The following is a 26,140-nucleotide window of genomic DNA, read 5'->3' as shown; positions in this document are numbered from 1 at the left end:
TCAGCGTAACGCTAACAGCTGACGCGTATACTCCTGCGTCGGCGCGGCAAACACGCGCTGACAGTCTCCCTGCTCGACCACCTCTCCCTGACGTAACACAATCACCTGGTGACATAGCGCACGTACCACCTGCAAATCGTGGCTGATGAAAATATAGGCCAGACGGTGTTTTCGCTGTAAATCTTTTAGCAGCGCCAGGATTTGCGCCTGCACGGTTTTATCGAGGGATGAGGTCGGCTCATCCAGAATTATCAACTCCGGGCGCAAAATCAGCGCCCGGGCAATGGCGATCCGCTGGCGCTGGCCGCCGGAAAAGGCGGCGGGGTAACGATGCCGGGTCTGCGGGTCGAGCCCCACTTCGCCCATTACCCGAATGACCTCCTCTTCACGCGCCTGCAGGCTCAGGCCAGGCTGGTGTACCCGCAGCCCCTCCTCAATGATCTGCTGCACGTTGAGGCGCGGGTTAAGAGAAGAGTTAGGATCCTGAAAAACCACCTGCATCCGGTGGCGGACGGGCAACATCTGGCGGCGATCCCACTCATGCAGGGGTTTGTCGTCAAACAGGATCTCCCCCTTCGAGGCGATCAGGCGTAACAGCGCCATCCCGGTGGTGCTCTTGCCGGAGCCAGACTCACCCACCAGCCCCAGGGTCTCACCCGGGCGCAGGGTAAAGCTGACGTTGTTCAGCACCTGCTTGTTATCCACCACCCGGCGCAGGATGCCTTTACGTAGCGGAAACGCCACCGAGAGATCCTTGACCCGCAGCAGCGGCTGAACATCTTGCGGCAGCGGGACGGGATCCCCTGCGGGCTCGCTGTTGAGCAGGCGTTGGGTATAGGGATGCTGCGGTGCGGCAAGCAGCGGCGCGGCGCGGTTCTGCTCCACGCAGCGACCGTTCTGCATCACCGCCACCTGGTCGGCCAGCTTTTTCACAATGCTGAGATTGTGGGTGATAAACAGCAGGCTCATGTTCAGCTCGTCGCGCAGCTCGCGTAATAGCTGCAGGATCTGCGCCTGCACCGTAACATCCAGCGCGGTGGTGGGCTCATCGGCGATCAGCAGTTCCGGACGGGTCAACAGCGCCATGGCAATCATCACCCGCTGGCGCTCACCGCCCGAAAGCTGGTGCGGGTAATCGGCAAGCCGTTTTGCGGCGTTGCGGATCCCGGTGCGTTCGAGACAATCCAGCATCTCTCCGCGAGCCGCCTCTTTACGCATACCGCGATGCAGGGAAAGCACCTCGTAGAGCTGTTTTTCAAGAGTATGGAGCGGATTCAGCGACACCATCGGCTCCTGAAAGATCATGGCGATCTTATTGCCGCGCACCCCGCGCAGCGTGCGCTCGTCAGCATGGAGCAGGGACTGGCCGTGAAACAGGATATCGCCCTGGGGATAGACCACCGGCGGGGCGGGGAGCAGACGCAGGATCGACAGGGCGGTGACGCTCTTTCCGGAACCCGACTCGCCGACCAGCGCCAGCGTCTCGCCGGCGTCAATTTTCAGGGAGATATCATTCACCACGGTGCGTAGCTCGCCCTGCTGGCGAAAAGCAACGGAGAGCGCGTCGATGTGAAGTAAAGGCTGCGTCATCTTAAACCGCCTTATTTGGATCAAAGGCGTCGCGTACCGCTTCGCCAATAAAAATCAGCAATGAGAGCAGCACAGCAACGGAGAGGAAGGCGGTGATCCCAAGCCACGGTGCCTGGAGGTTATTTTTGCCCTGCAACAGCAACTCCCCCAAAGAAGGCGAGCCCAGCGGCAGGCCGAAGCCGAGAAAATCGAGCGAGGTGAGGGTGGTAATAGAGCTGCACAGAATAAACGGCAGGAAGGTGAGGGTGGCGACCATCGCATTAGGCAACATGTGGCGGAAAATGATCCCGCGATCGCTTACCCCCAGCGCCTGGGCGGCGCGAATGTAGTCGAAGTTGCGGGTGCGCAGAAACTCCGCCCGCACCACGCCTACCAGCGCCATCCAGCCAAACAGCACCGTGATAGCCAGTAGCCACCAGAAGTTAGGCTGCACCACGCTTGAGAGCAGAATAATTAAAAACAGCGTTGGCATGCCGGACCACACTTCGATAAACCGCTGTCCCCAGAGATCAATCTTGCCGCCGTAATAGCCCTGGATCGCCCCGGCCAGCACTCCCATGACGCTGGAAAACAGGGTCAGCAGCAGGCCAAACAGTATAGAAATGCGGGTACCGTACAGAATACGCGCCAGTACATCGCCGCCGTTGGCATCGGTACCCAGCCAGTTTTGTACCGAGGGTGGCGACGGGAACGGGGTGGTAGTGGCAAAGTTAATGCTGTTGGCGCCAAAGCGGACCGGCGTCCAGAGCACCCAGCCGTGCTCATTCAATTGCGCCTGTAGCCACGGGTCCTGATAATCCGCCTCGGTGGCAAAGGGGCCGCCAAAGTCGCTCTCGCTGTAATTCTTGAAAACCGGCACGTACCAGCGATCGTTAAAGTGCACCAGCAGCGGTTTGTCGTTGGCAATGATCTCCGAACAGAGGCTCAGCGCAAAAAAGAGGGCGAAAATCCATAGCGACCAGTAGCCGCGGCGGTTGTGACGAAAGCGAGCCCAGCGGGCCTGGTTGACGGGGCTTAAGCGCAGCATCAGCGACCCTCAAAATCAATACGCGGATCGACCAGCGTATAGCAGATATCACTGAGGATATTCAGCAGCAGGCCAATCAGGGTGAAAATATAGAGCGTGCCAAACATCACCGGGTAATCCCGCGAGACGGTGGCCTCGTAGCCCAGAAGACCCAGGCCGTTAAGGGAGAACATCACCTCAATTAACAGGGAGCCGGTAAAGAACATGCTGATAAAGGTGGCCGGGAAACCGGCGATGACCAGCAGCATGGCATTGCGAAAAATATGTTTCCACAGGATGCGTCGCTCGCTCACCCCCTTCGCGCGGGCGGTGACCACGTACTGCTTGCGGATCTCATCGAGAAAGGCGTTTTTGGTCAGCATGGTCAGGGCCGCAAAGCCGCCGATCACCGTCGCCAGCACCGGCAGGGTAATGTGCCACAGGTAGTCGGTTATCTTTTTGTACCACGGCAGGCTGCTGAAATCGGTCGAGACCAGCCCGCGCAGCGGGAAGAGATCGAAGTAGCTACCCCCGGCGAAAAAGACGATCAGCAGGACGGCAAACAGGAATGCCGGAATGGCATAGCCAATAATAATGAAGGTGCTGCTCCAGATGTCGAACCGGCTGCCATTATCCATCGCCTTACGAATACCTAACGGAATGGAGACCAGATAGATGATCAGCGTTCCCCATAGCCCCAGGGTAATGGAGACCGGCAGGCTCTCTTTGATCAGATGCAGCACCGACGCGCTGCGAAACAGGCTGTCGCCAAAATCGAAGCGCAGATAGTCGCCCAGCATTTTGAAGTAGCGCTCATGGATCGGTTTGTCGAAGCCGTACCGCTGGGTGATCTCGGCGATCACCTCCGGATCGAGCCCGCGCCCGCCGCGATAGTGGCTCTCATTGATATTGCCGACCCCGGTGCGGGCGTGGCTGGCGCGCATGCCCGCATCGCCTCCGCCGGGCATCGTCCCGCTGTTACCAAACTCGATGGCGGCAATCGCCTGATCCACCGGGCCGCCTGGAGCAATCTGCACGATAAAAAAGTTGATGGTGATGATCGCCCACAAAGTGGGGATCACCAGCAGTAAACGACGAAGTAAATATGCGCCCATTGCGTATCCTTAACGCCGTTCGGCGGGTAATTTCGCCGCTTTGTTAACGTCATACCACCAGGTATCAAACCCGAGAGAATAAATCGGGCGCTGGGCGGGAAGGGCGAACTTATCCCAGCGGGCGACCCTGTCTTCCCCCATAAACCACATGGGCAGCATGTAATAGTTCCAGGTCAGAACCCGATCCAGCGCCCGGCCAAGCGGTACCAGTCTGGCTTTATCCCCCTGCGCGGCGACGATCTGCGCAATCAACTTATCCACCGCCGGGTTTTGCACCCCCGGTGAATTGTAGGTGGAATCAATGTACTGAGAGGCCCAGGAGATCTGCAGATCGCTGCTCGGCCACGGCATGGCCCGCCACAGGCGCGGCATCATATCGTAATCGCGGTTGCGCATCCGGTTGGTGATCTGTGAATTATCCACCTGGCGGATATTCATGGTAATGCCCAGCCGCGCCAGGTTGTGCTGGAACGGCAGTACCCACTGATTGTTGCCCCCGGAAGCCAGCAGCAGTTCAAAACTGAGCGGTTTGCCGGTTTGCTTATTGACCCGCTGTTTATTTCGGATGACCCAGCCCGCCTCGTCCAGTAGCTGGCTGGCTTTCAGCAGATTGTTACGATCAAAGCCGTCGCCTTTCGAGACGGGGGGCTGAAAGAGAGTCGTAAACACTTCCGGGGGAACTGCATCTTTTAATGGGTCGAGGAGCGTCAGCTCCGCGGCATCCGGGTAGCCCTGCGCGGCATACTCGGTATTCTGGAAATAGCTGTTGGCACGGCTGTAGGCGCCATAAAAGAGCGCTTTGTTCATCCACTCAAAATCGAAGGCGAGGGTGATGGCCTGGCGCACGCGGCGGTCGGTAAATACCGGGCGCTGAATATTAAACGCCAGCCAGCGCGTATCCTGGGCGGAATCATTTTTAAAGGACTCCTTTACGATATAGTGGCGGTCAAAATTCTTCCCGGTGTAGCGGGTGGCCCAGTTTTTGGCGCTGCTCTCTACCCGCATATCAAAGGCACCCGCTTTAAAGGCTTCAAAGGCCACGTTGTCATCCAGATAGTAGTCGTAGCGCAGGGTGTCGAAATTCCAGCGGCCCCGGTTTACCGGCAGGTTTGCCGCCCAGTAATCTTTTACCCGGGAATAAATCACATATTGCCCCATCCGCCAGCGAGTGATGCGATACGGGCCGCCTGCCAGCGGTGGGGTGGAGAGCGGATCGCTGAGCTTATGATCTTTCCAGAACTTTTCCGGCATTACCGGCAGGGTGAGCAGGCTCAGCATGTCCTCTTTATTGGGGCTGGCAAGGGTAATGCGCACCGTCAACGGCGCGATGGCCGTTACCGTCGCCCCTTTGTAGACCAGCCGGAACTGGGGGACGCCCTCGGTCATAAATTTGTGAAAGGTGAAGGCAACATCGCTGGCCTTGACCGGCGTACCGTCGTGAAACCGCGCCTGCGGGTTGATTGTCAGCTCCATCCAGGAGAAATCATCGGCATAGCGGGCGGTCTCGGCCACCAGCGGATAATAGCTGCCGGGCTCGTCGTCTGAGGTGGTAAAGAGGGTGTCGTAGAGGGCGTCGGTTCTTTCTGCCGCCACGCCGCGCAGCGCATAACGGTTGAAATTATCGAAGGTGCCAATTGCCGCCAGGGTCACAGCGCCCCCTTTAGGCGCGGCAGAATTGACGTAATCGTAGTGATCGAAATTGATGGCATATTTTGGCTCGCCAATAACCGCGAAGGCGTCGCTCTCTTTAATGGTTTGCGCCTGACTGAACCCGCTCATTAACGCCACCATCAGCACCACAATGCGCACTATCATTACGCTACGTTTTCCTTCTCTGTTCGGCCCGGGCAAGATACCTGAATAATAAGTGACGTAGCGGTGGTTGGGCAATTATTCGCGATCAAGGTGAATATCAGGTTGCCAGTTCAGGAATTGCTCCAGGGGCAGGGGTCGGCTTATCCAGTAGCCCTGCAGCAGATTGACGTCGTGATCGCGCAGCCATTTCGCCTGCTCGGGGGTTTCGACACCTTCGGCGACGGTCACCATATTCAGCCGCCGCGCCAGGGTCAGCACCGCATCCAGTACCGGCGAGGTGACAGTTTCCATCCCGATAGCATTCACGAAACCCCGGTCGATTTTGAGGTAGTCCATAGTAAAACGCTCAAGGTAGATCAGGGCGCTGTGTCCGGTGCCAAAATCATCCACGGCGATTTCAAAACCTTCCAGATGCAGCCACTCAAACAGCTTTGTCGCTTCCCGTTGATTGAGCATGTCGCGCTCGGTAATTTCGAGCACAATCTGGAAATGATCCGGCGGCAGCGAGGCGGCAAATTTGCGCATGTCATCTTTAAAGCTCTCGGCGTGCAGATGGCCTGGCGAAATGTTAATGCCCAGCTTGGAGCCTGGCGGCAGCCGTTTCGCTAACGCCGGTGCGTCGCGCAGGATCAGATCGAAAAGGTGCAGCGTCAGCGGCACAATCAGTTGCTGGGCCTCTGCAAAGTTAATAAAGGCATCCGGCGGGATCGCCCCCGCGCCGGGATGCTGCCAGCGCATCAACACCTCCACGCCCCGCATCTGCAAATCGCTGGCACCTACCACTGGCTGGTAGACCACATGAAACTGATTCTGCTTAATGCCGGTCAGGATCTCTTTACGCGGGTTGGCGCGCATCATTAGCCAGTAGAAGCAGAGTACCCCGATGCTGGAACCGCACAACAGACCAAACAGTAGTGCAAAGACCAGATCTTCCATCGTCCAGCTTTCGGCGTAGAGATTAACGGTGAGCGGCAGTCCTTCGATTTTGCTTGAGCGCGCAGGGCGCTCTTTTAGCTCCGAAACGTGGGTGATGCGGTTTGAATAGGTCGAAAAAACCGTATCGCCAATGATCAGAGAAATACCGGCAAACTCATCCTGGCGGGCGGTGTAGAGCAGATAAGGGGTCAGGTTGAGGTTAATGGAGGTAAATATCCCCCCATCTTTCATCAGCAGATTACGATGCCACAACACAATGGCCGGTTTTTTCGGCATCATTGGCGTACCCGGCAGCAGGGCCATATCTACCGCTTTAGTTGCGTCGATTTTCGGCACCAGTTCGCTGAGCGGGACATGCATCGGCCCGGTTGCTGATGAGCAGAAGGCCATTTTATCTTTCACCAGCAGAAAGGCGCGGACGTTCAGGCTGAATGACGCGCGGGAGGTGAGTTCAGATCGTACATCCTGGCACTCGCTGAGCGTCAGTGGCTGTAATTCATCAACAGAAACGCGCAGCTCTTTAAAATAACTTTCGATGTAGTCATGGAGGTCTTTAATCAGGTTATCGTATTTCACTGCACGTTTATGGTAACTGAAAAAAAACTGCATACCGCCGCAGAGCAGGGCGACGATAAGAGCTGAAAGTACGCTGAGCATCAGCACCTTTCGGCGGGAAGATAAATGGCGGGTAAACATAAACGTTATGGAATCCTGATTTGCCGCCCGCATTATCATGACGGCTAAACTCACGCAACGATAAAACTATAACCTGGAACGAGCCGTCCAGAATTATCGCGTCCTGCGATAAAAAAAAAGCACTGCCATAGCAGTGCTTTTTTCCATGCTGTCAGTCAAGGGAAACGGACAGCACAGGCGGTTAACTGCGAGTCAGTACACGACGCGCTTCATTATAGCGCTTTTTCCAGTATGGCTCGTTCATACTGGAGATCGTCACACCACTGCTGGTGGACGCGTGGACAAACTGGTCGTTACCAATATAGATGCCGACATGACGGCCGGTTGAACCCGCACGGAACAGAACTAAATCGCCGGTACGTAAGCTGTTACGTGAAATCGATTTGCCCATTTCCTGTTGTTCATAGGTTGAACGCGGAAGTTCTAAACCAAACTGTTCGCGGAAGGTACGCTGTACGAAACCGGAACAATCAATGCCTTTACGTGTTTCGCCGCCCAGGCGATAGCGCACGCCCTTCCAGCTGGCATACTGGTCCATTAATCGGGATTTGATATCCAGATTGCTGACCATTTTTTCAAATTCATCCTGAGAAGCTTGCAGTGAAGAGGCGTCTTCTGACCCCACAACACGCGTCTCAGGATGCATATTCTTTGCGGTGTTCGATGCGCTACAAGCTGAAAGCAGAACCGCGACTGCAATCGCCGGGATTACCCGTGAGAAGTATCTCAAGATCGGTTGAGATTTGACCATGTTGTTTATTTTCCCTTGAAGTCCTTAACGACAAATATCGTTATAAAAAATGCCAAGCGAGACGAGACTAAATACCTGCGCACTATCAGACAATTCTTTATGGTCAAATCTGTGGCGAATCGCACAAATTTATTTACAACGATAATAATTGTGGCGCTGAGGTAAAACGAGTCTGAGATTACCTGATTGAGGCGGGTAATGCGAGTAAAAATACGCACTTTTTTTATAAGTAATTGTGATAGTAAAAGTACGTTGACAGGAGAGTGGTCGGGCAGGGTAATTTAGGTTAAGTTCTGTACAACGCATTAATTTCTAACGTGATTAATGTGACAGGAAGATGACAAAGGCGCTGAAATCGAGGGGGAAATCTATCAGGGATCGGTAATGATCCCTGATGGTTATTGTTAATTTCTGTTAGTAACTTGTTTCGAATTTGTTTTATTGCCGGGCAGATAACGATTAAAGAAGGCGATTAAACGCTCACTCAATGGGGTCATCAGGCACCACGGAAGACCAATCAACGCCACCGAAAGCGACCCGACGGCAATATCAGTGAACCAGTGCGCACCGATCATTACCCGAGGGAATGCGAAAACCACAAAAATAATCAGGGCTAATGCGAAAGTCTTATGCCCGAAATAACGCCACATAAAAGCGCTGAAAATAAGCAGCATCATTCCGTGATCGCCTGGGAAACTGTCTTTAGAGGCATCTTTTGTGGAAATATGCAGCAATTCACTGACGCGATAAATATCCGGGAAAAATAGCGTCGGACTTGAGCGTTTCACCGGTATTAAGGCCTGCGCCAGCTGGTTCAGCACCACCGCGGTCAGTAGCATCACCAGGCCGATCATCAGAATACGGCGACGCCCGGCGGGACTCTCTTTTCGCCAGAACGTCAGCATCAGATAACCCATCGCCAGCAGCGAGCAGCCGTCAAAGGCACGGTTATTGGTGATCGCCACCAGCCACAGGAAGGCGCGGCTCTCTCCCAGCTGCCGGTTAAAGAAGTGGAATATGCCGCTATCCAGCGGGAACCAGAAACCGTGGTTGACCGGCAGATACCAGGATAAAAAGAGCGCCACACCGGCGACATTAAGCAATAAAATGGGGAAAAGTCGGGTTTTCATCATCACGCCGTAAGTAATTCAATCAGGGCAACGTTAGTTCCCCGAACTTAAACGAAGCTTCAACAAGCTCGACTGTAAGGCATTCCAGTCGGTGTTAACCGCACTAATTAACTCTATTCGGCTGTCCGGCGGCGCCACGCCCTGCGTTTCGATGAAGAAATCTTCCCCCTGACGATTAATCCGTACCAGCCCATCGGGGGTACGCATTACCCCTTTCACCCGTTCAACCGGGGCAAGCCGCGCCCACTCCAGTAAACCGATGGTATCGAAGCAGGTGTCGGCGTCAAAGACCCAGCCACAGGCCTGATGCCCCTGGCCGCTGTTCAGGCTGCGACGCCAGCGCTGGTGCGCAGGCAGACTCAGTGCCGCCAGACCCTGTTTTTCGCCGTGGCTGTGGGAATGGGCTGCGCTGGCGGGCAATTCAGCAAGATTACGCCGCGGCAGGTCGAGCAGGGCATTGTCCACACTTCCCTGGGTGGTGTGCGCAATCTGACGCTCGCCGCCAAAGTGCTGCCACCAGAGTTCCAGCGCAGCGCGGCTTTCCGGGGTGGCGCGGTCCTCTTTATTGGCAATGATGATGTCGGCGGCGGCCAGCTGATCGCGGAAATTCTCGTTCTGGACAAACTTTTCGTCCAGCAGCTGACGGGGATCGAGCAGGCACAGGGTGGCGCGTAAATCGATCCACGGCTCATAGACCGGGGCGGTCAGCAGGTCGAGGATCTGCTTTGGGTGACCGAGCCCGGTAGGTTCAATCAAGAGCCGGTCGGGCTTGCCCTGTCGCAGCAGGGTATTCAGCCCCACCTGCATCGGCAGGCCGTTGACACAGCACATGCATCCCCCTGGGATCTCCTTTATCAGCGCCCCGTTATCGGCCATCAACGCGCCATCAATGCCGATCTCGCCAAATTCATTGACCAGCACGGCCCACTTTTCGTCAGGATCTTTATTGGCCAGCAGGTGCAGTATTGACGTGGTTTTCCCGCTGCCGAGAAAACCGGTAATGAGGTTGGTTTTAGTCACAGGTGCTCCAGGGTGATAAATGTAATGCTATAACAATTATCAATAATCCTGGCGGAAAAGAACAGCATTGGGAAGGGGAAGGGCGAACGGAAGACTTCCCGCTCGCCTTAAGCGCAATAAAGGTTAAAGCGACAGCGTGTCGATAATCGCCTGGCGCGCGCCCGACTGGCTGATACGCTGGTAAGCCTGGGTGATGGCCTCCACGAACCGGGGTTCCTGAGGCAGGTCGTGGCCAAAAATTTCATTCAGCGCCAGCAGGGCGGTCACGCGCTCCTCCTCGCTGCTGGTCTCGATGATGGCGCGAATTTTATCGCTTAGCGGATCGCGCACGTCAATGGCATTGCCCGCATCATCCACGCCGCTGACGTAGCGCATCCACCCGGCGACTCCCAGCGCCAGCAGTGGCCAGGCGGTGTCACGCTGAAGGTGGAGGCGGATACTCTCCAGCATTCGCTGCGGCAGTTTCTGGCTGCCATCCATCGCAATCTGCCAGGTGCGGTGTTGCAGTGCCGGGTTGGCGAAGCGATCAATCAGGCTGTCGGCGTAGGCGATCAGATCCACCCCGGTGATGCGCAGCGTCGTCGCCTGTTCGTTAAGCATCAGACGACGGGCGGCGTCACGCAGCGCGCTGTCGGCCATGCAGTCATTAATATGGGCGAAACCGGCCAGATAGCCGAGATAAGCGAGGAAAGAGTGGCTGCCGTTGAGCATGCGCAGCTTCATCTGCTCCCAGGGGAGGACGTCCTGCACCATCTGTACTCCGGCCACTTCCCACTCCGGGCGGCCGGCAACAAAGTTATCTTCGATCACCCACTGAATAAACGGCTCGCAGCTAATGGCGCACGGATCCTCGACGCCCACTTCGCGGGCGATTTCCGCAAGGGAGTCGTCGGTGGCGGCGGGTACGATCCTGTCCACCATCGTGCCCGGGAAGCTGACGTTGGCGGCGATCCACTCCGCCAGCTCTGGCGAGCGCTTGTGGGCCATCCCCAGCACCGCATTTTTCACCACGTGGCCGTTGTCCGGAATGTTATCGCAGGAAAGCACGCTGAACGGCGCCAGGCCGCGCTCGCGGCGGCGGTGCAGGGCTTCGACCAGGATACCCGGCGCCGAGTGCGGCGCATCCGGGTACTCCAGATCGTGAATAATACGCTCGTTGCGGGTATCCAGCTTGCCGGTGGCCGGATCGATGCAGTAACCCTTTTCCGTGATGGTCAGGGAGACGATCGCTACCTGCGGCTCGCAAAACTTCTCAATAATGGCCGCCAGCGAATCGAGTTTAGCGTTCAGGCATTCATGTACCGCCCCGACGATAATCGGTTGATTTCCGTCGGCGCCTTTTTCCAGCACCGTAAAGAGATGATCCTGCGCGCGCAGCTGGCTCATCAGCGTATCGCCGCTAAACAGGCTAATCTCACAGATCCCCCAGTTGCCGCCTTTGGCGTTGAGCACCCGGTCGGTCAGGAGGGCCTGATGGGCGCGATGAAAGGCGCCAAAGCCGAAATGGACGATACGGGAGCGTAACGCCTGGCGATCGTACTGCGGCTGCAACACGTGAGCGGGTAGCGCGGTGGTGGCAATTGTCTTCATGAAATAAACACCTGATTAACCATTAATTAACAAGGTGAGTGTAAAGTTATATGACAGCAAATTGAATTGGTAAGCCGTAAATATCCGGGAACTGTGAGATGGATCAATCAATATTGCGAGGCGAGTTGACCTGTTTCCGCATGCATGTATGGTAGTCGTCATCACATGACGAAATATTGGTATAACAACTTTAGAGGGTGAATCGATGGAACAAACCTGGCGTTGGTACGGACCCAATGATCCTGTTTCGCTTGATGACGTGCGTCAGGCTGGCGCAACGGGCGTTGTCACCGCGCTGCACCATATTCCTAACGGTCAGGTGTGGCCGGTAGAAGAGATCAAAGCGCGTCAGGCGCTGCTGGCCGAAAAAGGACTCACCTGGTCGGTAGTGGAGAGTATTCCGGTTCACGAAGAGATTAAAACCCACTCCGGCGACTATCAGACCTGGATCGCCAACTACCAGCAGAGCATTCGCAACCTCGCGGCCTGCGGCATTGATACCGTGTGCTACAACTTTATGCCCATCCTTGACTGGACGCGTACCGACCTCGAATATCAGCTGCCGGATGGTTCAAAGGCGCTGCGTTTTGACCAGATCGCCTTTGCCGCGTTCGAGCTGCACATCCTGAAGCGTGAAGGCGCAGCGGCTGACTACACTGCAGAAGAGCAGCAGCAGGCGCAGGCGTGGTTCGATGCGGCAAGCGAAGCGGATATCGAAAAGCTGACCCGCAATATCATCGCTGGTCTGCCGGGGGCGGAAGAGGGCTACACCCTCGACCAGTTCCGCGCGCGCCTGGCGGAGTATGGCAACATCGACAAAGCCCAGCTGCGGGAAAATATGGCCGTCTTCCTGCGCGCTATTGTGCCGGTAGCGGAAGAGGTGGGTGTGCGTCTGGCCGTTCACCCGGACGATCCACCGCGTCCTATCCTGGGCCTGCCGCGTATCGTCTCCACCATTGAGGATATGCAGTGGCTGAAAGAGACGGTCGACAGCATCAGCAACGGCTTCACCATGTGTACCGGCTCCTACGGCGTGCGGGCCGACAACGACCTGGTGCAGATGATTGAAACCTTTGGCGACCGCATTCACTTTACCCACCTGCGGGCAACCTGCCGGGAAGAGAATCCGAAGACCTTCCACGAAGCGGCGCACCTCGGCGGTGACGTGAATATGGTGGCAGTCGTGGATGCCATTCTCCGTGAAGAGAAGCGCCGTAAGCAGGCGGGAGATCTGCGTCCTATTCCATTCCGTCCGGATCACGGGCATCAGATGCTGGACGATCTGCGTAAGAAAACCAACCCGGGTTATTCGGCCATTGGCCGTCTGAAAGGGATGGCGGAAGTGCGCGGCGTGGAGCTGGCGCTGAAGATGACCAAATATCCTGAGCTTCTTTAACCGGTATTGCCGGGTGGCGGCTTCGCCTTACCCGGCCTACAAAAGCAGACACAAAAAAACCGGCTCAATGGCCGGTTTTTTTGTAGGCCCGGTAAGCGTAGCGCCACCGGGCAAAACAGCCCGCACTTAGTCAGCACGACCCATATAGCGTTTTTCTTCGATATGGATACGAATTTTCTCGCCTGCGGAGAGGTATTCCGGCACCTGCACAACCAGACCGGTGGTCAGGGTCGCCGGTTTGTTACGTGCAGACGCGGATGCGCCTTTAATGCCCGGTGCGGTTTCCACGATCTCCAGATCGACGGTCTGCGGCAGCTCCAGCGCCAGCAGAACGCCATCCCAGGTCAGAACCTGCATGTCGGGCATGCCGCCTTCCGGAATAAACAGCAGCTCTTCTTCAATCTGATCTTTGGTGAAGATGTATGGCGTGTAGTCTTCTTTATCCATAAAGACGTATTCGTTGCCATCAACATACGAGAAATCGACATAGCGACGGGTCAGGGTAACGGTATCCACGATATCGTCGCCTTTGAAACGCTCTTCAACTTTCAGACCGGTACGTACATCGGCGAAACGCATTTTGTACAGCGTTGCTGCGCCACGGGCGCTGGGTGCCTGAATATCGATGTCTTTTACAATCAGCAATTTGCCGTTGTAATTCAGCACCATACCTTTCTTAATTTCGTTCGCTCTTGGCATTGCAGTAATCCTGTTAACGGGAAGGTCAAAAATATCGCGTCAAAGTACTCGCGCGCGGCATTTCAGGCAAGTGGATTTCGTGGCTTTTGCTATCAATACGTAAAAGGTGTTACTGTGCCCGTCACGCCCGCGGGAGCGGCTTTCTTTCAGGTAAAGTACGAATATGGATTGCCGTCCGGACTGCGGAGCATGTTGCACCGCCCCCTCCATCACCAGCCCCATTCCCGGGATGCCCAACGGCAAGCCTGCCAATACCCCCTGCGTGCAGCTGGACGCGCAACAGCGCTGCAAAATTTTCGGCTCGAGCTCGCGCCCGAAAGTGTGTGCTGGCCTGCAGCCGTCGCGGGAGATGTGCGGCGATACGCGCGGCCAGGCCATGACCTGGCTGCTCGAACTCGAGACGCTTACCGCGCCTTAAATATCCTTAATGCGCGTCAGGCAGAGCGTGGTGAGGATGCACATCCCCAGCGCAATCCAGAATACCGCGTGATAACTCCAGATCTCGGCCACGACGCCCGCCACGGAGCCTGCGATGATCCAGCCGACGCGGGTAGTGTTGGTATAAAGCGTGGTGGCCGCGCCAGCCTGACCCGGCATCAGATCCTGAAAATAGAGCATGCCGATCCCGGCGAGAATGCCAATATAGATGGCGTTCAGCAGCTGTAACCCGAGTAACACTACCGGCGTGTGCGCGGTGAGCATCCCGACGTAAAACAGCAAACCGGCAACGGCGGCAACGCGCATCAGGAAGCGCTTACCGAAGCGTTTTGCGTAGTAGCCCGCAATCAGCATCGTCGGGATCTCCAGCCCGGCAGCGGTTCCCATCATTACTCCCGCCAGCTTCTCGGAGAGATGCAGCTCATTAATGATAAACAGCGGCATGTTAATGATATAGAGGCTGTTGGTGCCCCACATTAACGTGCAGATGGTAAAGAGCAGCAGGGCGTCGCGACGGTTGCGGCGCGGCGACTCCAGCACCCCGGTTGCCAGCTTCGGCTCCTTGCGCATCGTCGGCAGGAAAAACCAGACCATCGCGCCGCAGACCACAAACGCCACGGCGGCGCTGATATACATCACCGGGAAGCCAAAGCCCATCGCCAGCGCATAGGCCACTGGCGGCCCCACGACCCAGGCCAGCGACACCTGGGCACGCAGGATCGAGCTGAACATCACCGCCTCGCGACCGGTATGGTCGGCATGTTCGCGGGCTAAGGCAAACAGCTGCGGGTTGGCGGTAGAGCCAAAGCTGCTAAGGAATACGCCGACAAACAGCAACACAAAGTAGTTACGGTTCCAGGCGAACAGCAGGCAGGCCAGGACACCCAGCAGACAGCAGAAGACGATCAAGGATTTGCGATCGCCCCGCTTATCTGAGCGACCGGCCAGGAACTGACTGACCAGGATGCCGATAATGGCGCTGCCAGTGAAGAAGAACCCCACCATGGCCGGGCGGGCATGCACCTCGTTGGTGAGGAACAGGCTCAGCGTCGGGGTCTGTAACGCGCCGGCAATGCCGGTAAGGAAAGCAACAATCAAAAACGCCGATGAGGTCAAATCAAATGGCTTGGGTGAGGCGGCTGCGGGAGTGGTGTGCATGTTTCTATATCAGTGATATGAAGAGACGCGGAGTTTACGCCGCTTGTCATAAAATAGACAGATATCCTCGCCAGTTACCCCACAAAAAATCAAAACGTGTTTTCAGTCCGTCGCTGCGCTTGCTGAAGTTGCTGAAGCCGAACGGCTGTTCACCCCTGAAGGCAGCGGCCTGAAGCAAAAATGTGCTGTAACTCTAAATTCTGCAAGCTGAAATGCGGCTTTACTTGCAAGGATGCCTGGAAAGCGCAAGACTTCTTGAAACGTTTCAGCGCTAATTGGTTTACCTAACCCAAACGGATTGGCGCCTTTTTTCACATTTAAGCTGAAACGATTCAATTTCAGCAGGAGTGGAGAACCATGTTCCAGTTATCCGTGCAGGACATTCATCCCGGCGAACAGGCCGGCACTAAAGAAGAGGCTATCCGGCAGATTGCTGCCGCGCTGGTAGAGGCGGGCAATGTCGCTAGCGGCTACGTTGACGGCATGCTGGCGCGTGAGCAGCAGACCTCTACTTTCCTTGGCAATGGCATCGCCATTCCGCATGGCACCACCGATACCCGCGATCAGGTGCTGAAAACCGGCGTTCAGGTCTATCAGTTCCCGCAGGGCGTGCTCTGGGGTGAAGGCCAGGTAGCCTATGTTGCCATCGGCATCGCCGCCAGCAGCGACGAACACCTCGGTCTGCTGCGTCAGCTGACGCACGTCCTGAGCGACGACGCCGTGGCTGAACAGCTGAAATCCGCCACCACCGCCGAAGAGCTGCGCGCCCTGCTGATGGGTGAAAAGCAGAGCGAAGCCCTGAAGCTGGATAACGAGACGCTGACGCTCGACGTAGCCGCCTCCGATCTGGTGACCCTGCAGGCGCTGAACGCCGGTCGCCTGAAAGAGGCCGGTGCGGTGGATACCGCCTTCGTGGCCCACGCCATTAACGATAAACCGCTGAATCTCGGTCAGGGCGTCTGGCTGAACGACTGTGCTGAAGGCAACCTGCGCAGCGCTATCGCCGTCAGCCGTGCAACAACCGCATTCGATACCGCCGGCGAAACCACGGCGATGCTGGTGACCGTCGCCATGGCCGATGAACAGCCGGTTGAGGTGCTGAAGCGCCTTAGCGATCTGCTGCTGAACAAAAAAGCTGAACAACTGCTGAAAGCGGATGCTGCGACCCTGCTGGCGCTGCTGACCAGCGATGATGTGATCACCGATGAACTGCTGAGCGCCGAGTTTGTCGTGCGCAACGAACACGGCCTGCATGCCCGTCCTGGCACCATGCTGGTCAATACCATTAAGCAGTTCAACAGCGACGTGACCGTCACCAACCTCGACGGCAGCGGTAAACCGGCCAACGGCCGTAGCCTGATGAAAGTCGTCGCGCTGGGCGTGAAGAAAGGGCATCGCCTGCGCTTCACCGCGCAGGGTGCGGATGCTGAACAGGCGCTGAAAGCGATTGGCGAAGCCATCGCGGCGGGTCTGGGGGAGGGCGCATAATGAGCAGACGTGTTGCCACTATTACGCTGAACCCGGCTTACGACCTCGTGGGCTTTTGCCCGGAAATTGAACGCGGCGAAGTCAACCTCGTGCGTACCACTGGCCTGCACGCGGCAGGTAAAGGGATTAACGTTGCCAAAGTGCTGAAGGATCTGGGTATCGACGTCACCGTCGGCGGTTTCCTCGGCAAAGATAACCAGGATGGTTTCCAGCAGCTGTTCAGCGAGCTGGGGATCGCCAACCGTTTCCAGGTGGTGCAGGGGCGTACCCGCATCAACGTGAAGCTGACCGAGAAAGATGGCGAAGTCACCGATCTGAACTTCTCCGGTTTTGAAGTGACCCAGGCGGACTGGGAACGTTTTGTGAATGACTCCCTGAGCTGGCTGGGTCAGTTCGACATGGTCTGCGTCAGCGGCAGTCTGCCGTCCGGCGTCAGCCCGGAAGCCTTTACCGACTGGATGACGCGTCTGCGCAGCCAGTGCCCGTGCATCATCTTTGACAGCAGCCGCGATGCGCTGGTGGCCGGTCTGAAAGCCGCACCGTGGCTGGTGAAACCTAATCGTCGCGAACTTGAGATCTGGGCAGGCCGTAAGCTGCCAGAATTAAAGGATGTGATTGAAGCCGCCCATGCGCTGCGTGAGCAGGGTATCGCTCATGTGGTCATCTCCCTGGGGGCAGAGGGCGCGCTGTGGGTTAATGCCTCCGGCGAATGGATAGCGAAACCGCCGTCGATGGAAGTGGTCAGCACCGTTGGTGCCGGCGACTCGATGGTTGGCGGGCTGATTTATGGCCTGCTGATGCGCGAATCCAGTGAACATACTTTACGTCTTGCCACCGCCGTTGCAGCCCTGGCCGTCAGCCAGAGCAATGTCGGTATTACCGATCGTACCCAGTTGGCCGCGATGATGGCGCGCGTTGACTTAAAACCCTTTAACTGACAGCAGGAGAGGCATAATGAAAACGCTGCTGATTATTGACTCTGCACTCGGACAGGCGCGCGCCTATATGGCGAAAACCCTGCTCGGTTCGGCGGGACATAAAGCACACCTTGATTTCATCGACAACCCGGGCGATGCCGAACTGGTTATCGTTCTCGGCGACAAAATCCCCGCCGACAGTTCGCTGAACGGCAAAAAAGTGTGGCTGGGCGATATCAACCGCGCCGTTGCACACCCGGAACTGTTCCTGAGCGAAGCGAAAGGCCATGCGGCACTCTATACCGCACCTGTCGCAGCGGCGGAGACGGCTGTTGCTGCGGGTCCGAAACGCGTGGTGGCGGTTACCGCCTGCCCAACCGGCGTAGCGCACACCTTTATGGCGGCTGAAGCCATTGAAACTGAAGCCAAAAAACGCGGCTGGTGGGTAAAAGTTGAAACCCGCGGCTCCGTGGGCGCAGGTAATGCGATCACCCCGGAAGAGGTGGCGGCTGCGGATCTGGTGATTGTGGCGGCAGATATCGAAGTGGATCTGGCGAAGTTTGCCGGTAAGCCGATGTACCGCACCTCCACCGGTCTGGCGCTGAAGAAAACCGCGCAAGAGCTGGATAAAGCCCAGGCCGAAGCGAAACCGTTCCAGCCTGCGGGCAACACTGCGTCTACGGCTTCTGAAGGCAAAAAAGAGTCCGCTGGCGCGTATCGTCACCTGCTGACGGGCGTCTCCTATATGCTGCCGATGGTGGTGGCGGGCGGTCTCTGTATCGCGCTCTCCTTCGCCTTTGGTATCGAAGCCTTTAAAGAGCCGGGTACCCTGGCGGCGGCGCTGATGCAGATTGGCGGCGGCTCGGCGTTCGCGCTGATGGTGCCGGTCCTGGCGGGTTACATTGCGTTCTCTATTGCTGACCGTCCGGGTCTGACTCCAGGTCTGATCGGCGGTATGCTGGCTGTGAGCACCGGCTCTGGCTTTATCGGCGGGATCATCGCGGGCTTCCTCGCAGGCTACATGGCGAAGCTGATTAGCTCGAAGCTGAAACTGCCGCAGAGCATGGAAGCCCTGAAACCGATCCTGATCATTCCGCTGATCTCCAGCCTGGTGGTTGGCCTGGCGATGATCTACCTGATCGGTAAACCGGTTGCGGGTATCCTCGAAGGCCTGACCCACTGGCTGCAAACCATGGGCACCGCCAATGCGGTCCTGCTGGGTGCAATCCTCGGTGCGATGATGTGTACCGATATGGGTGGTCCGGTGAACAAAGCATCTTACGCCTTCGGTGTCGGCCTGCTGAGTACCCAGACCTATGCGCCAATGGCTGCCATTATGGCGGCGGGTATGGTGCCTCCGCTGGCGCTGGGCCTGGCGACTATCGTTGCCCGTCGTAAGTTCGACAAGGCGCAGCAGGAAGGCGGTAAAGCGGCGCTGGTACTGGGCCTGTGCTTTATCACTGAAGGGGCAATTCCGTTCGCTGCCCGTGACCCAATGCGCGTTCTGCCATGCTGTATCGTCGGTGGCGCGGTGACCGGCGCTATCTCCATGGCGATTGGCGCGAAACTGATGGCGCCGCACGGCGGTCTGTTTGTTCTGCTGATCCCGGGCGCCATTACGCCAGTGCTGGGTTACCTGTTTGCGATTATCGCCGGTACCCTGGTAGCGGGCCTCTCTTACGCGGTGCTGAAACGCCCGGAAGCTGAAGCGGTTGCCGCAAAAGCAGTATAATCTTTCTTCATCCGAAAAGGGCAGAGGCGACTCTGCCCTTTTTTTGCTTTTTATCGTGCTACTGTTCGCAGTTTTTTGTAGACAGCAAAACTCTCTCTACAAAAAATTGTGATTCTGTTCATAACCATTTCACACCCTTTTTTCCACCGCTTTACTTTACCCTTCCTGCGCATACTATAAACACGTGTTCGTGTATAAACATGTGCTCTAATAGAATTAAAAGTCACTCACTCGCTTAATTATCATTGCGATGGCCGGCGTGCCAGAGGATGTTCTATGCGTGAAAAGGATTATATTGCTGTTATTGGTTCTGCGAATATGGATGTTGCGGGGTATTCACACGCCTCGCTTAATTATGCGGACTCTAACCCAGGGAAAATTAAATTTACCCCCGGCGGCGTTGGGCGGAATATTGCGCAAAACCTTGCGCTGTTGGGAAAAAATGTCTGGCTACTTTCGGCGGTCGGCGATGACTTTTACGGTCAGTCGCTGCTATCACAAACCCAGGCCGCTGGCGTACAGGTGGAAAAATGTCAGGTGATCGCGGGCGAAGGCACCTCCAGTTATTTATCCTTGCTGGATAATACCGGCGAAATGCTGGTAGCCATTAATGATATGGCTATTTCTGACTACATCAATCCGGACTATCTGGCCCACCACCTGGCCTTTCTGCGTGCGGCAAACGCGGTGGTGGTGGACTGTAATCTCAGTGAATCTGCGCTGGGCTGGATATTTGAAAATGCAGGCCAGGCACCGGTATTCGTTGACCCCGTCTCGGCCTGGAAATGCAACAAAGTGCGCGACTGGCTGGGCCATATCCACACGCTGAAGCCCAACCGGATTGAAGCCGAAACCCTGAGCGGCATCCCGCTCTCCTGCGCGGCGGATGCCCCGAAAGTCGCGGCCTGGTTTCACCAGCACGGCCTGTTCCGGCTGGTATTAAGCATGGGCGGCGACGGCGTTTATTACAGCGAGAAAGGGGGCGAAAGCGGCTGGTCAGCCCCGTTTAAAACCCGGCTTGTCAATGTCACCGGCGCGGGGGACGCGATGATGGCGGGGCTCGCCTTCTGCTGGCTGGAAGGAGCCACATTTGCCCATTCCGTTCGTTTTGCCCAGGGCTGCTCGTCGCTGGCGCTCGCTTCCGTATATACCAATAACCCCGACTTATCGGCTGAAAATGTTAACGCATTAATGGAGAGAGAACATGTCTGAATTAAAATTATCTGCTGAGTTCCTGCAAATTTCTCCTGAGGTTCAGGACGCTTTAAATAATAACAAGCCAGTTGTGGCCCTTGAATCCACCATTATTTCTCACGGCATGCCTTTCCCGCAAAATGCCCAGACGGCGCTGGAAGTTGAAGATGCGATCCGCCAGCAGGGGGTTATTCCCGCCACTATCGCCATTATTCGTGGCGTAATGAAAGTGGGGCTCAGCAAAGAAGAAATTGAACTGTTAGGCCGTGAAGGCCATGCGGTGACCAAAGTCAGCCGCCGGGATTTACCTTTTGTGGTTGCCGCAGGAATTAATGGCGCGACCACGGTTGCCTCCACCATGATTATTGCGGCAATGGCCGGGATTAAGGTCTTTGCTACCGGCGGAATTGGCGGTGTACACCGCGGTGCGGAACACACATTTGATATTTCTGCGGATTTACAGGAGCTGGCGAAAACCAATGTCGCCGTGGTTTGCGCCGGGGCGAAATCTATTCTCGACCTCGGGTTAACCACCGAATATCTGGAAACCAACGGTGTACCGTTAATTGGCTATCAGACCCAGTCCCTGCCTGCCTTTTTCTGTCGCACCAGCCCGTTTGAGGTCAGCAACCGTCTCGACAGCGCTGAAGCCATCGCGCGCGCAATGGCGGTGAAATGGCAGACCGGCCTTAACGGCGGCCTGGTGGTGGCGAATCCTATCCCGGAACAGTTTGCGATGCCTGAAGAGACCATCAACGCCGCGATCGATCAGGCGGTGAAAGAAGCGGAAGAGCAGGGTGTGACCGGCAAAGCCAGCACGCCGTTCCTGCTGGCCCGCGTGGCGGAATTAACCGGCGGCGACAGCCTGAAATCCAATATCCAGCTGGTCTTTAACAACGCCCGTCTGGCCTGCGACATCGCGAAAGCGTACCAGCGCATCGCGTAATCTTTTCACAGGCAGTTTGCCGTCGCCTGTCTTCACAGTGGAATCACGGATACCCGGCCAGTCGCCGGGTTTTCAGGTAAGGAAATCATTATGGATGTAATGAGAAGTCTGCTGGGTATGGCGGTGCTGTTAGCAATAGCCTTCCTCCTGTCGGTCAATAAACGCCGTATCAGTCTGCGTACCGTTGGCGCCGCTTTCATTTTGCAGGTGGCAATTGGCGGCATCATGCTCTATTTCCCGCCAGGAAAATGGCTGGTTGAACAGGCCGCGATAGGGGTGAGCAAGGTAATGTCCTACAGCGATGCCGGTAGTGCTTTTATCTTTGGCGCGCTGGTTGGCCCCAAAATGGATACGCTGTTTGACGGTGCCGGGTTCGTCTTTGCCTTCAGGGTGATGCCCGCCATCATCTTTGTCACCGCGCTGATAAGCCTGCTCTACTACATCGGGGTGATGGGGCTGCTGATCCGTATTCTGGGCTCCATTTTCCAGAAAGCGTTGCGTATCAGTAAAATTGAATCCTTCGTGGCGGTGACCACCATCTTCCTCGGCCAGAACGAGATCCCGGCGATCGTGAAACCCTTCGTCGATAAGCTGAACCGCAATGAGCTGTTTACCGCTATTTGTAGCGGGATGGCGTCCATTGCCGGTTCGATGCTGATTGGCTACGCCGGGATGGGGGTGCCGATTGATTACCTGCTCGCCGCCTCGTTAATGGCCATTCCTGGCGGGATTTTGTTTGCCCGTCTGCTGAGCCCGGCCACGGAGGCGTCACAGGTCACCTTCGATAACCTGTCGTTCAGCGACACGCCGCCGAAAAGCATTATCGAAGCCGCGGCGACCGGGGCGATGACCGGGTTAAAAATCGCCGCCGGGGTTGCGACGGTGGTAATGGCCTTTGTGGCGATCATCGCCCTGCTGAACGGTATGCTGGGCGGCATTGGCGGCTGGTTGGGTATTGAAAGCCTGAGCCTTGAGGGGCTGTTTGGCTATGCCCTGGCACCGCTGGCGTGGCTCATGGGGGTCGAATGGCAGGATGCCACGCTCGCAGGCAGCCTGATTGGACAGAAGCTGGCGATTAACGAATTTGTCGCCTATCTCAACTTCTCGCCATACCTGCAAACCGCCGGTCAGCTGGATGTGAAGACCATCGCCATCATCTCTTTTGCTCTGTGCGGCTTTGCCAACTTCGGCTCGATTGGCGTGGTGGTGGGCGCCTTTTCTGCGGTATCGCCCCAGCGCGCCCCGGAGATTGCCCAGCTGGGCGTGCGGGCCCTGGTGGCGGCCACGCTCTCTAACCTGATGAGCGCCACCATTGCGGGCTTCTTTATTGGTCTGGCAGGCTAGTGACGCAGGCCGGGTAGGGCAACTACCCGGCCTGTTTACGGCTGGCTCTCCAGCAGCGACAGGACGTTATCTACCGACAGCGTCGGGTTATTGATGCTTTCACTGGCGCGGGAGAGCGCCGCGCAGCCACCCGCGAACCGGGCACTTTCCGTAAAATCGCTCCCGTCGAGGAAGCCATAAATCAACCCCGCCATAAAGGCGTCATCGGCACCAAAGCGGTCAACCACCGGATGGGTGAACGGCGATAGCAGAAGCGGCTCCGCGCCTTGTTCGCTGCAGAGCACCGAATCATCTTCCAGACAGACCACAATCCGCTGCACCCCTTTCTCATGCAGGGCGGCGAGGGCACTCGTGCGATCCTCGCACTCCGCCAGGATCTGCAGCTCCTTCAGCGTCGGCTTCAGGGTATGGATGCGCGACAGCCAGGGTTTGATCCTGTCGGCTTTAAATTCTGAAACCGTGTCGACAAACACCGGCACATCCCCGGCGAGGGTAAAGACCCACTCCAGCGCTTCCGCGGTGAGGTTACAGTCGGCCAGCACGACGCCCGCATGGGCCAGCAGTTCCCGGGAGTGATTCAGCAGCTGTGGCGTCAGCCCCTGCAGGATATGGGTATCATTGATCGCCAGCACAGTGTCGTCCTGCGGACTGGCAATCGACAGATAGGTTGCGGTGCTTTGTCCGTGCAGGCGGATGGTGCTCTGCACGTTAACGCCCGCCTGGCGGGTCTGCTCCAGCAGGGTTTCGCCATAAAAATCGCTGCCCACGGCAGAGATCAGGTGCACCTCGCGCCCCAGCAGTGCGAGGTTGTGGGCGATGTTACGCGCCACGCCGCCCGCCGCGCACTGAATGGCTCCCGGCTGGGAGGAGGGTTCAGGAAAACGAATATCGGCCACCCCGCGAATATCCATATTGATGGCGCCGAGCGCCACGCAATAATCCTGTTCGGTCAGGATATAGCCTTTGCCCTTGATCGCTCCTTTGCGCATCAGGTCCATAATGTGCGCAGCGACGCGGGAGCGGCTGATATCGAGGATCTGGGCGATCTCATGCTGCTGAATAAGGGGGTTGCGCCGCAGGATCTTCAGGATCTGCTTTTCCCTTTCGTTCATCATTCTGCGGTCGCCTCGGCATGCTGTTGCGCTTTCAGCCAGGCGATCTCCTCGGCCCAGATATCCGGGTTGATGGTTTCCAGCACCAGCGGAATGTTGTCGAAACGCGGATCCTGCATGATAAAGCGGAACGCATCATGGCCGATGTTGCCTTCACCCAGGCTGTGGTGACGGTCAACGCGGCTGCCAAAGGTGCTTTTCGCGTCGTTGAGGTGCATACCGCGCAGGTACTCAAAGCCCACGACGCGCTCGAACTCGGCGAAGGTTTTTGCACACGCTTCCGCGCTGCGCAGGTCGTAACCGGCGGCAAAGGCGTGGCAGGTATCGATGCAGACGCCAATGCGGGATTTATCCTCCACGGCATCGATGATGGCGGCCAGATGCTCAAAGCGGAAACCGAGGTTGCTGCCCTGTCCGGCGGTATTTTCAATCACCGCCGTCACCCCCTGGGTCTGTGCCAGCACGATGTTGATCGACTCGGCGATCCGCGCCAGACAAGCATCTTCGTCGATCTGCGACAGATGGCTGCCGGGATGGAAGTTCAGCAGCGTCAGGCCGAGCTGCTCGCAGCGCTGAACCTCATCAAGGAAGGCCGCGCGGGATTTATCCAGCGCCTCCTGTACCGGGTGACCGAGGTTAATCAGGAAGCTGTCGTGTGGCAGGATCTGGCCGGGGGAGAAATGGTATTTTTCGCAGGCCGCTTTGAACTCATCAATCACCTGAGTGGTTAACGGCGCGGCGCGCCACTGGCGCTGATTTTTGGTGAACAGGGCGAAGGCGGTCGCCTCGATTTCGGCGGCGCGAATAGCGGCATTTGCCAGACCGCCGGCAGCGCTGACGTGCGCTCCAACATATTTCATAAAGGGACTCCTGTTAACCCGCAAACGCATATGATAGCGGGTTAACAGGATAAGGCTACAGCGGTTTATGCCATCAGGCTATGCACCGCCAGGTTAATGGCGCCCCCGCCGACAATCAGCCAGACAAAGAGCAGCAGCGCCATCAGCAGCGGTTTCGCTCCGGCTTTTTTCAGGGCGCTGACGTGGGTGGTTAAGCCCAGCGCCGCCATCGCCATTGCCAGCAGGATGGTATCCAGCGTCACCAGCATATCCACGACCGCTTTGGGCAGCAGATGGAACGAGTTAAACACCGCGACCACAATAAACAGAATGGCGAACCAGGGGATGGTGATTTTGCTCTTCTCACCGTTGCCCGCTGGCGCAAGCTGTTTCACTCTTGCGGCCAGGATCAGCAGGAACGGGGCCAGCATCATCACCCGCAGCATTTTGGCGATCACCGCGGCATTTTCTGCGTCCGGGCTGATGGCGTGACCCGCCGCGACCACCTGGGCGACCTCATGCATCGTCGAGCCGATGTAGATGCCGTAGTTTTCCGGGCTAAACCAGTGGGCTACCAGCGGATACATGGCCGGATAGAGGAAGATCGCCAGGGTACCGAAGATCACCACCGTCGCCACCGCCACGGTCACCTTGCTGGACTCGGCCTTTACCACCGGCTCGGTGGCCAGCACCGCCGCGGCGCCGCAGATGCTGCTGCCTGCACCAATCAGCCAGCTGGTCTGTTTGTCGAGCCCGAACACCTTCTGGCCGATAAAGCAGGCCAGTAAAAAGGTGCTCGAGAGGGTTAAGATATCAATCGCAATACCGCTTACTCCGACGTCGGCAATCTGCGCGAAGGTAAGACGAAAGCCATACAGGATGATCCCGAGTCGCAGCAGGTGCTGCTTGGCGAAGATGACGCCGCTGTCGCACGGCTTGTAAATCTTCGGATAAACCGTATTACCGACCACCATCCCCAGCAGGATAGCCAGGGTCAGGGCGCTGAATCCGGCGCCTGCAACCGCCGGGATGCTGCCGCCCCATAATGCGACACCGGTGACCAGCGCGCTGAGCGCCAGGCCCGGGATGTAGTGCCACACGGTACGATGATGCTGTAGGGTGAGTGTTGTCATAACCGTCTCCTTTTCTCTGGCTAAAAGGTTACGGCGCGCTGGCTTAAAAATAAAATTGATTATATATTTATAATTAATCTTTATAAGTGGTAAGC

At 56.9% G+C, this 26,140-nt stretch carries 22 protein-coding genes; 8 read left to right on the top strand and 14 right to left on the bottom strand.

Annotated features, from left to right (window positions below; translation table 11 throughout):
* From yejF to GNG29_RS15445, 9 genes are all read right to left on the bottom strand, one after another.
* Entirely contained in the window at nucleotides 1-1,590 is a 1,590-nt protein-coding gene (yejF, locus tag GNG29_RS15485) for a microcin C ABC transporter ATP-binding protein YejF (RefSeq protein WP_156654919.1), read from the bottom strand.
* Between the two features lies 1 nt (nucleotide 1,591).
* Complete coding sequence (locus GNG29_RS15480) at nucleotides 1,592-2,617, bottom strand: ABC transporter permease (RefSeq protein WP_103180371.1); 1,026 nt, start codon at nucleotides 2,615-2,617, stop codon at nucleotides 1,592-1,594.
* The gene (locus tag GNG29_RS15475) at nucleotides 2,617-3,711 is read right to left on the bottom strand and encodes a microcin C ABC transporter permease YejB (protein WP_114314418.1); all 1,095 of its coding nucleotides are present in this window, start codon (nucleotides 3,709-3,711) and stop codon (nucleotides 2,617-2,619) included. Before GNG29_RS15475 ends, GNG29_RS15480 begins: the two co-directional genes overlap by 1 nt.
* Before the next feature lie 9 nt (nucleotides 3,712-3,720).
* Complete coding sequence (locus tag GNG29_RS15470) at nucleotides 3,721-5,526, bottom strand: extracellular solute-binding protein (RefSeq protein WP_103180367.1); 1,806 nt, start codon at nucleotides 5,524-5,526, stop codon at nucleotides 3,721-3,723.
* A 75-nt stretch (nucleotides 5,527-5,601) separates the two neighbouring features.
* Nucleotides 5,602-7,158 (bottom strand): cyclic di-GMP phosphodiesterase, encoded by a 1,557-nt coding sequence (locus tag GNG29_RS15465; protein WP_156654918.1) that lies wholly within the window; start codon nucleotides 7,156-7,158, stop codon nucleotides 5,602-5,604.
* A gap of 181 nt (nucleotides 7,159-7,339) precedes the next feature.
* The gene (gene mepS, locus GNG29_RS15460) at nucleotides 7,340-7,909 is read right to left on the bottom strand and encodes a bifunctional murein DD-endopeptidase/murein LD-carboxypeptidase (protein ID WP_103180364.1); all 570 of its coding nucleotides are present in this window, start codon (nucleotides 7,907-7,909) and stop codon (nucleotides 7,340-7,342) included.
* 404 nt (nucleotides 7,910-8,313) lie between these two features.
* Complete coding sequence (locus GNG29_RS15455; protein WP_103180362.1) at nucleotides 8,314-9,045, bottom strand: phosphatase PAP2 family protein; 732 nt, start codon at nucleotides 9,043-9,045, stop codon at nucleotides 8,314-8,316.
* A 27-nt stretch (nucleotides 9,046-9,072) separates the two neighbouring features.
* Nucleotides 9,073-10,059, bottom strand: a complete 987-nt coding sequence (locus GNG29_RS15450; RefSeq protein ID WP_156654916.1) for a GTP-binding protein — start codon at nucleotides 10,057-10,059, stop codon at nucleotides 9,073-9,075.
* 123 nt (nucleotides 10,060-10,182) lie between these two features.
* Nucleotides 10,183-11,649, bottom strand: a complete 1,467-nt coding sequence (locus GNG29_RS15445) for a mannitol dehydrogenase family protein (protein ID WP_156654914.1) — start codon at nucleotides 11,647-11,649, stop codon at nucleotides 10,183-10,185.
* A 205-nt stretch (nucleotides 11,650-11,854) separates the two neighbouring features.
* On the opposite strand from GNG29_RS15445, the gene uxuA reads away from it, so the two are divergent.
* On the top strand, nucleotides 11,855-13,045 hold the full coding sequence (uxuA, locus tag GNG29_RS15440) for a mannonate dehydratase (RefSeq protein WP_103180357.1): 1,191 nt from the start codon (nucleotides 11,855-11,857) through the stop codon (nucleotides 13,043-13,045).
* Nucleotides 13,046-13,171: 126 nt separating this feature from the next.
* Here the strand turns inward: uxuA and yeiP are convergent, their stop codons facing one another.
* Nucleotides 13,172-13,744, bottom strand: a complete 573-nt coding sequence (gene yeiP / locus GNG29_RS15435) for an elongation factor P-like protein YeiP (protein WP_014884579.1) — start codon at nucleotides 13,742-13,744, stop codon at nucleotides 13,172-13,174.
* Between the two features lie 163 nt (nucleotides 13,745-13,907).
* Here yeiP and GNG29_RS15430 point away from each other — a divergent pair, with 163 nt between their 5' ends.
* Entirely contained in the window at nucleotides 13,908-14,162 is a 255-nt protein-coding gene (locus GNG29_RS15430) for a YkgJ family cysteine cluster protein (protein ID WP_103180356.1), read from the top strand.
* Here GNG29_RS15430 and setB read toward each other — a convergent pair.
* Nucleotides 14,159-15,340: a sugar efflux transporter SetB gene (gene setB, locus GNG29_RS15425; protein ID WP_103180355.1), complete on the bottom strand. Its 1,182-nt coding sequence runs from the start codon at nucleotides 15,338-15,340 to the stop codon at nucleotides 14,159-14,161. The genes GNG29_RS15430 and setB overlap by 4 nt on opposite strands.
* A 357-nt stretch (nucleotides 15,341-15,697) precedes the next feature.
* Between setB and fruB the strand changes: the two genes are divergently transcribed.
* From fruB to GNG29_RS15395, 6 genes are all read left to right on the top strand, one after another.
* The gene (gene fruB, locus GNG29_RS15420) at nucleotides 15,698-16,828 is read left to right on the top strand and encodes a fused PTS fructose transporter subunit IIA/HPr protein (RefSeq protein WP_156654912.1); all 1,131 of its coding nucleotides are present in this window, start codon (nucleotides 15,698-15,700) and stop codon (nucleotides 16,826-16,828) included.
* Complete coding sequence (fruK, locus tag GNG29_RS15415; protein ID WP_103180352.1) at nucleotides 16,828-17,766, top strand: 1-phosphofructokinase; 939 nt, start codon at nucleotides 16,828-16,830, stop codon at nucleotides 17,764-17,766. Before fruB ends, fruK begins: the two co-directional genes overlap by 1 nt.
* A 16-nt stretch (nucleotides 17,767-17,782) precedes the next feature.
* A complete protein-coding gene (gene fruA / locus GNG29_RS15410; RefSeq protein ID WP_156654911.1) occupies nucleotides 17,783-19,477 on the top strand; it encodes a PTS fructose transporter subunit IIBC in 1,695 nt (564 codons plus the stop codon).
* A 276-nt stretch (nucleotides 19,478-19,753) separates the two neighbouring features.
* On the top strand, nucleotides 19,754-20,689 hold the full coding sequence (locus GNG29_RS15405) for a pseudouridine kinase (protein ID WP_103180348.1): 936 nt from the start codon (nucleotides 19,754-19,756) through the stop codon (nucleotides 20,687-20,689).
* Nucleotides 20,682-21,617, top strand: coding sequence for a pseudouridine-5'-phosphate glycosidase (locus GNG29_RS15400; protein ID WP_156654909.1), 936 nt, complete (start codon nucleotides 20,682-20,684; stop codon nucleotides 21,615-21,617). Before GNG29_RS15405 ends, GNG29_RS15400 begins: the two co-directional genes overlap by 8 nt.
* Nucleotides 21,618-21,707: 90 nt before the next feature.
* Nucleotides 21,708-22,961 (top strand): NupC/NupG family nucleoside CNT transporter, encoded by a 1,254-nt coding sequence (locus tag GNG29_RS15395; RefSeq protein ID WP_156654907.1) that lies wholly within the window; start codon nucleotides 21,708-21,710, stop codon nucleotides 22,959-22,961.
* A gap of 35 nt (nucleotides 22,962-22,996) precedes the next feature.
* On the opposite strand, the gene GNG29_RS15390 is transcribed toward GNG29_RS15395, so the two are convergent.
* From GNG29_RS15390 to GNG29_RS15380, 3 genes are all read right to left on the bottom strand, one after another.
* Entirely contained in the window at nucleotides 22,997-24,073 is a 1,077-nt protein-coding gene (locus GNG29_RS15390; RefSeq protein ID WP_156655503.1) for a sugar kinase, read from the bottom strand.
* The gene (nfo, locus tag GNG29_RS15385; RefSeq protein ID WP_156654905.1) at nucleotides 24,073-24,933 is read right to left on the bottom strand and encodes a deoxyribonuclease IV; all 861 of its coding nucleotides are present in this window, start codon (nucleotides 24,931-24,933) and stop codon (nucleotides 24,073-24,075) included. The genes GNG29_RS15390 and nfo overlap by 1 nt, the downstream gene beginning before the upstream one ends.
* 65 nt (nucleotides 24,934-24,998) lie before the next feature.
* Nucleotides 24,999-26,045, bottom strand: coding sequence for a YeiH family protein (locus GNG29_RS15380; RefSeq protein WP_156654903.1), 1,047 nt, complete (start codon nucleotides 26,043-26,045; stop codon nucleotides 24,999-25,001).
* Nucleotides 26,046-26,140: the final 95 nt, after the last annotated feature.

It is taken from the genome of Leclercia sp. Colony189, assembly GCF_009740165.1.
In the GTDB taxonomy this organism is placed as follows: Bacteria; Pseudomonadota; Gammaproteobacteria; order Enterobacterales; family Enterobacteriaceae; genus Enterobacter.
The sequence above is the reverse complement of the archived record's forward strand: the minus strand, read 5'-3'. Positions and strand labels throughout refer to the sequence as shown.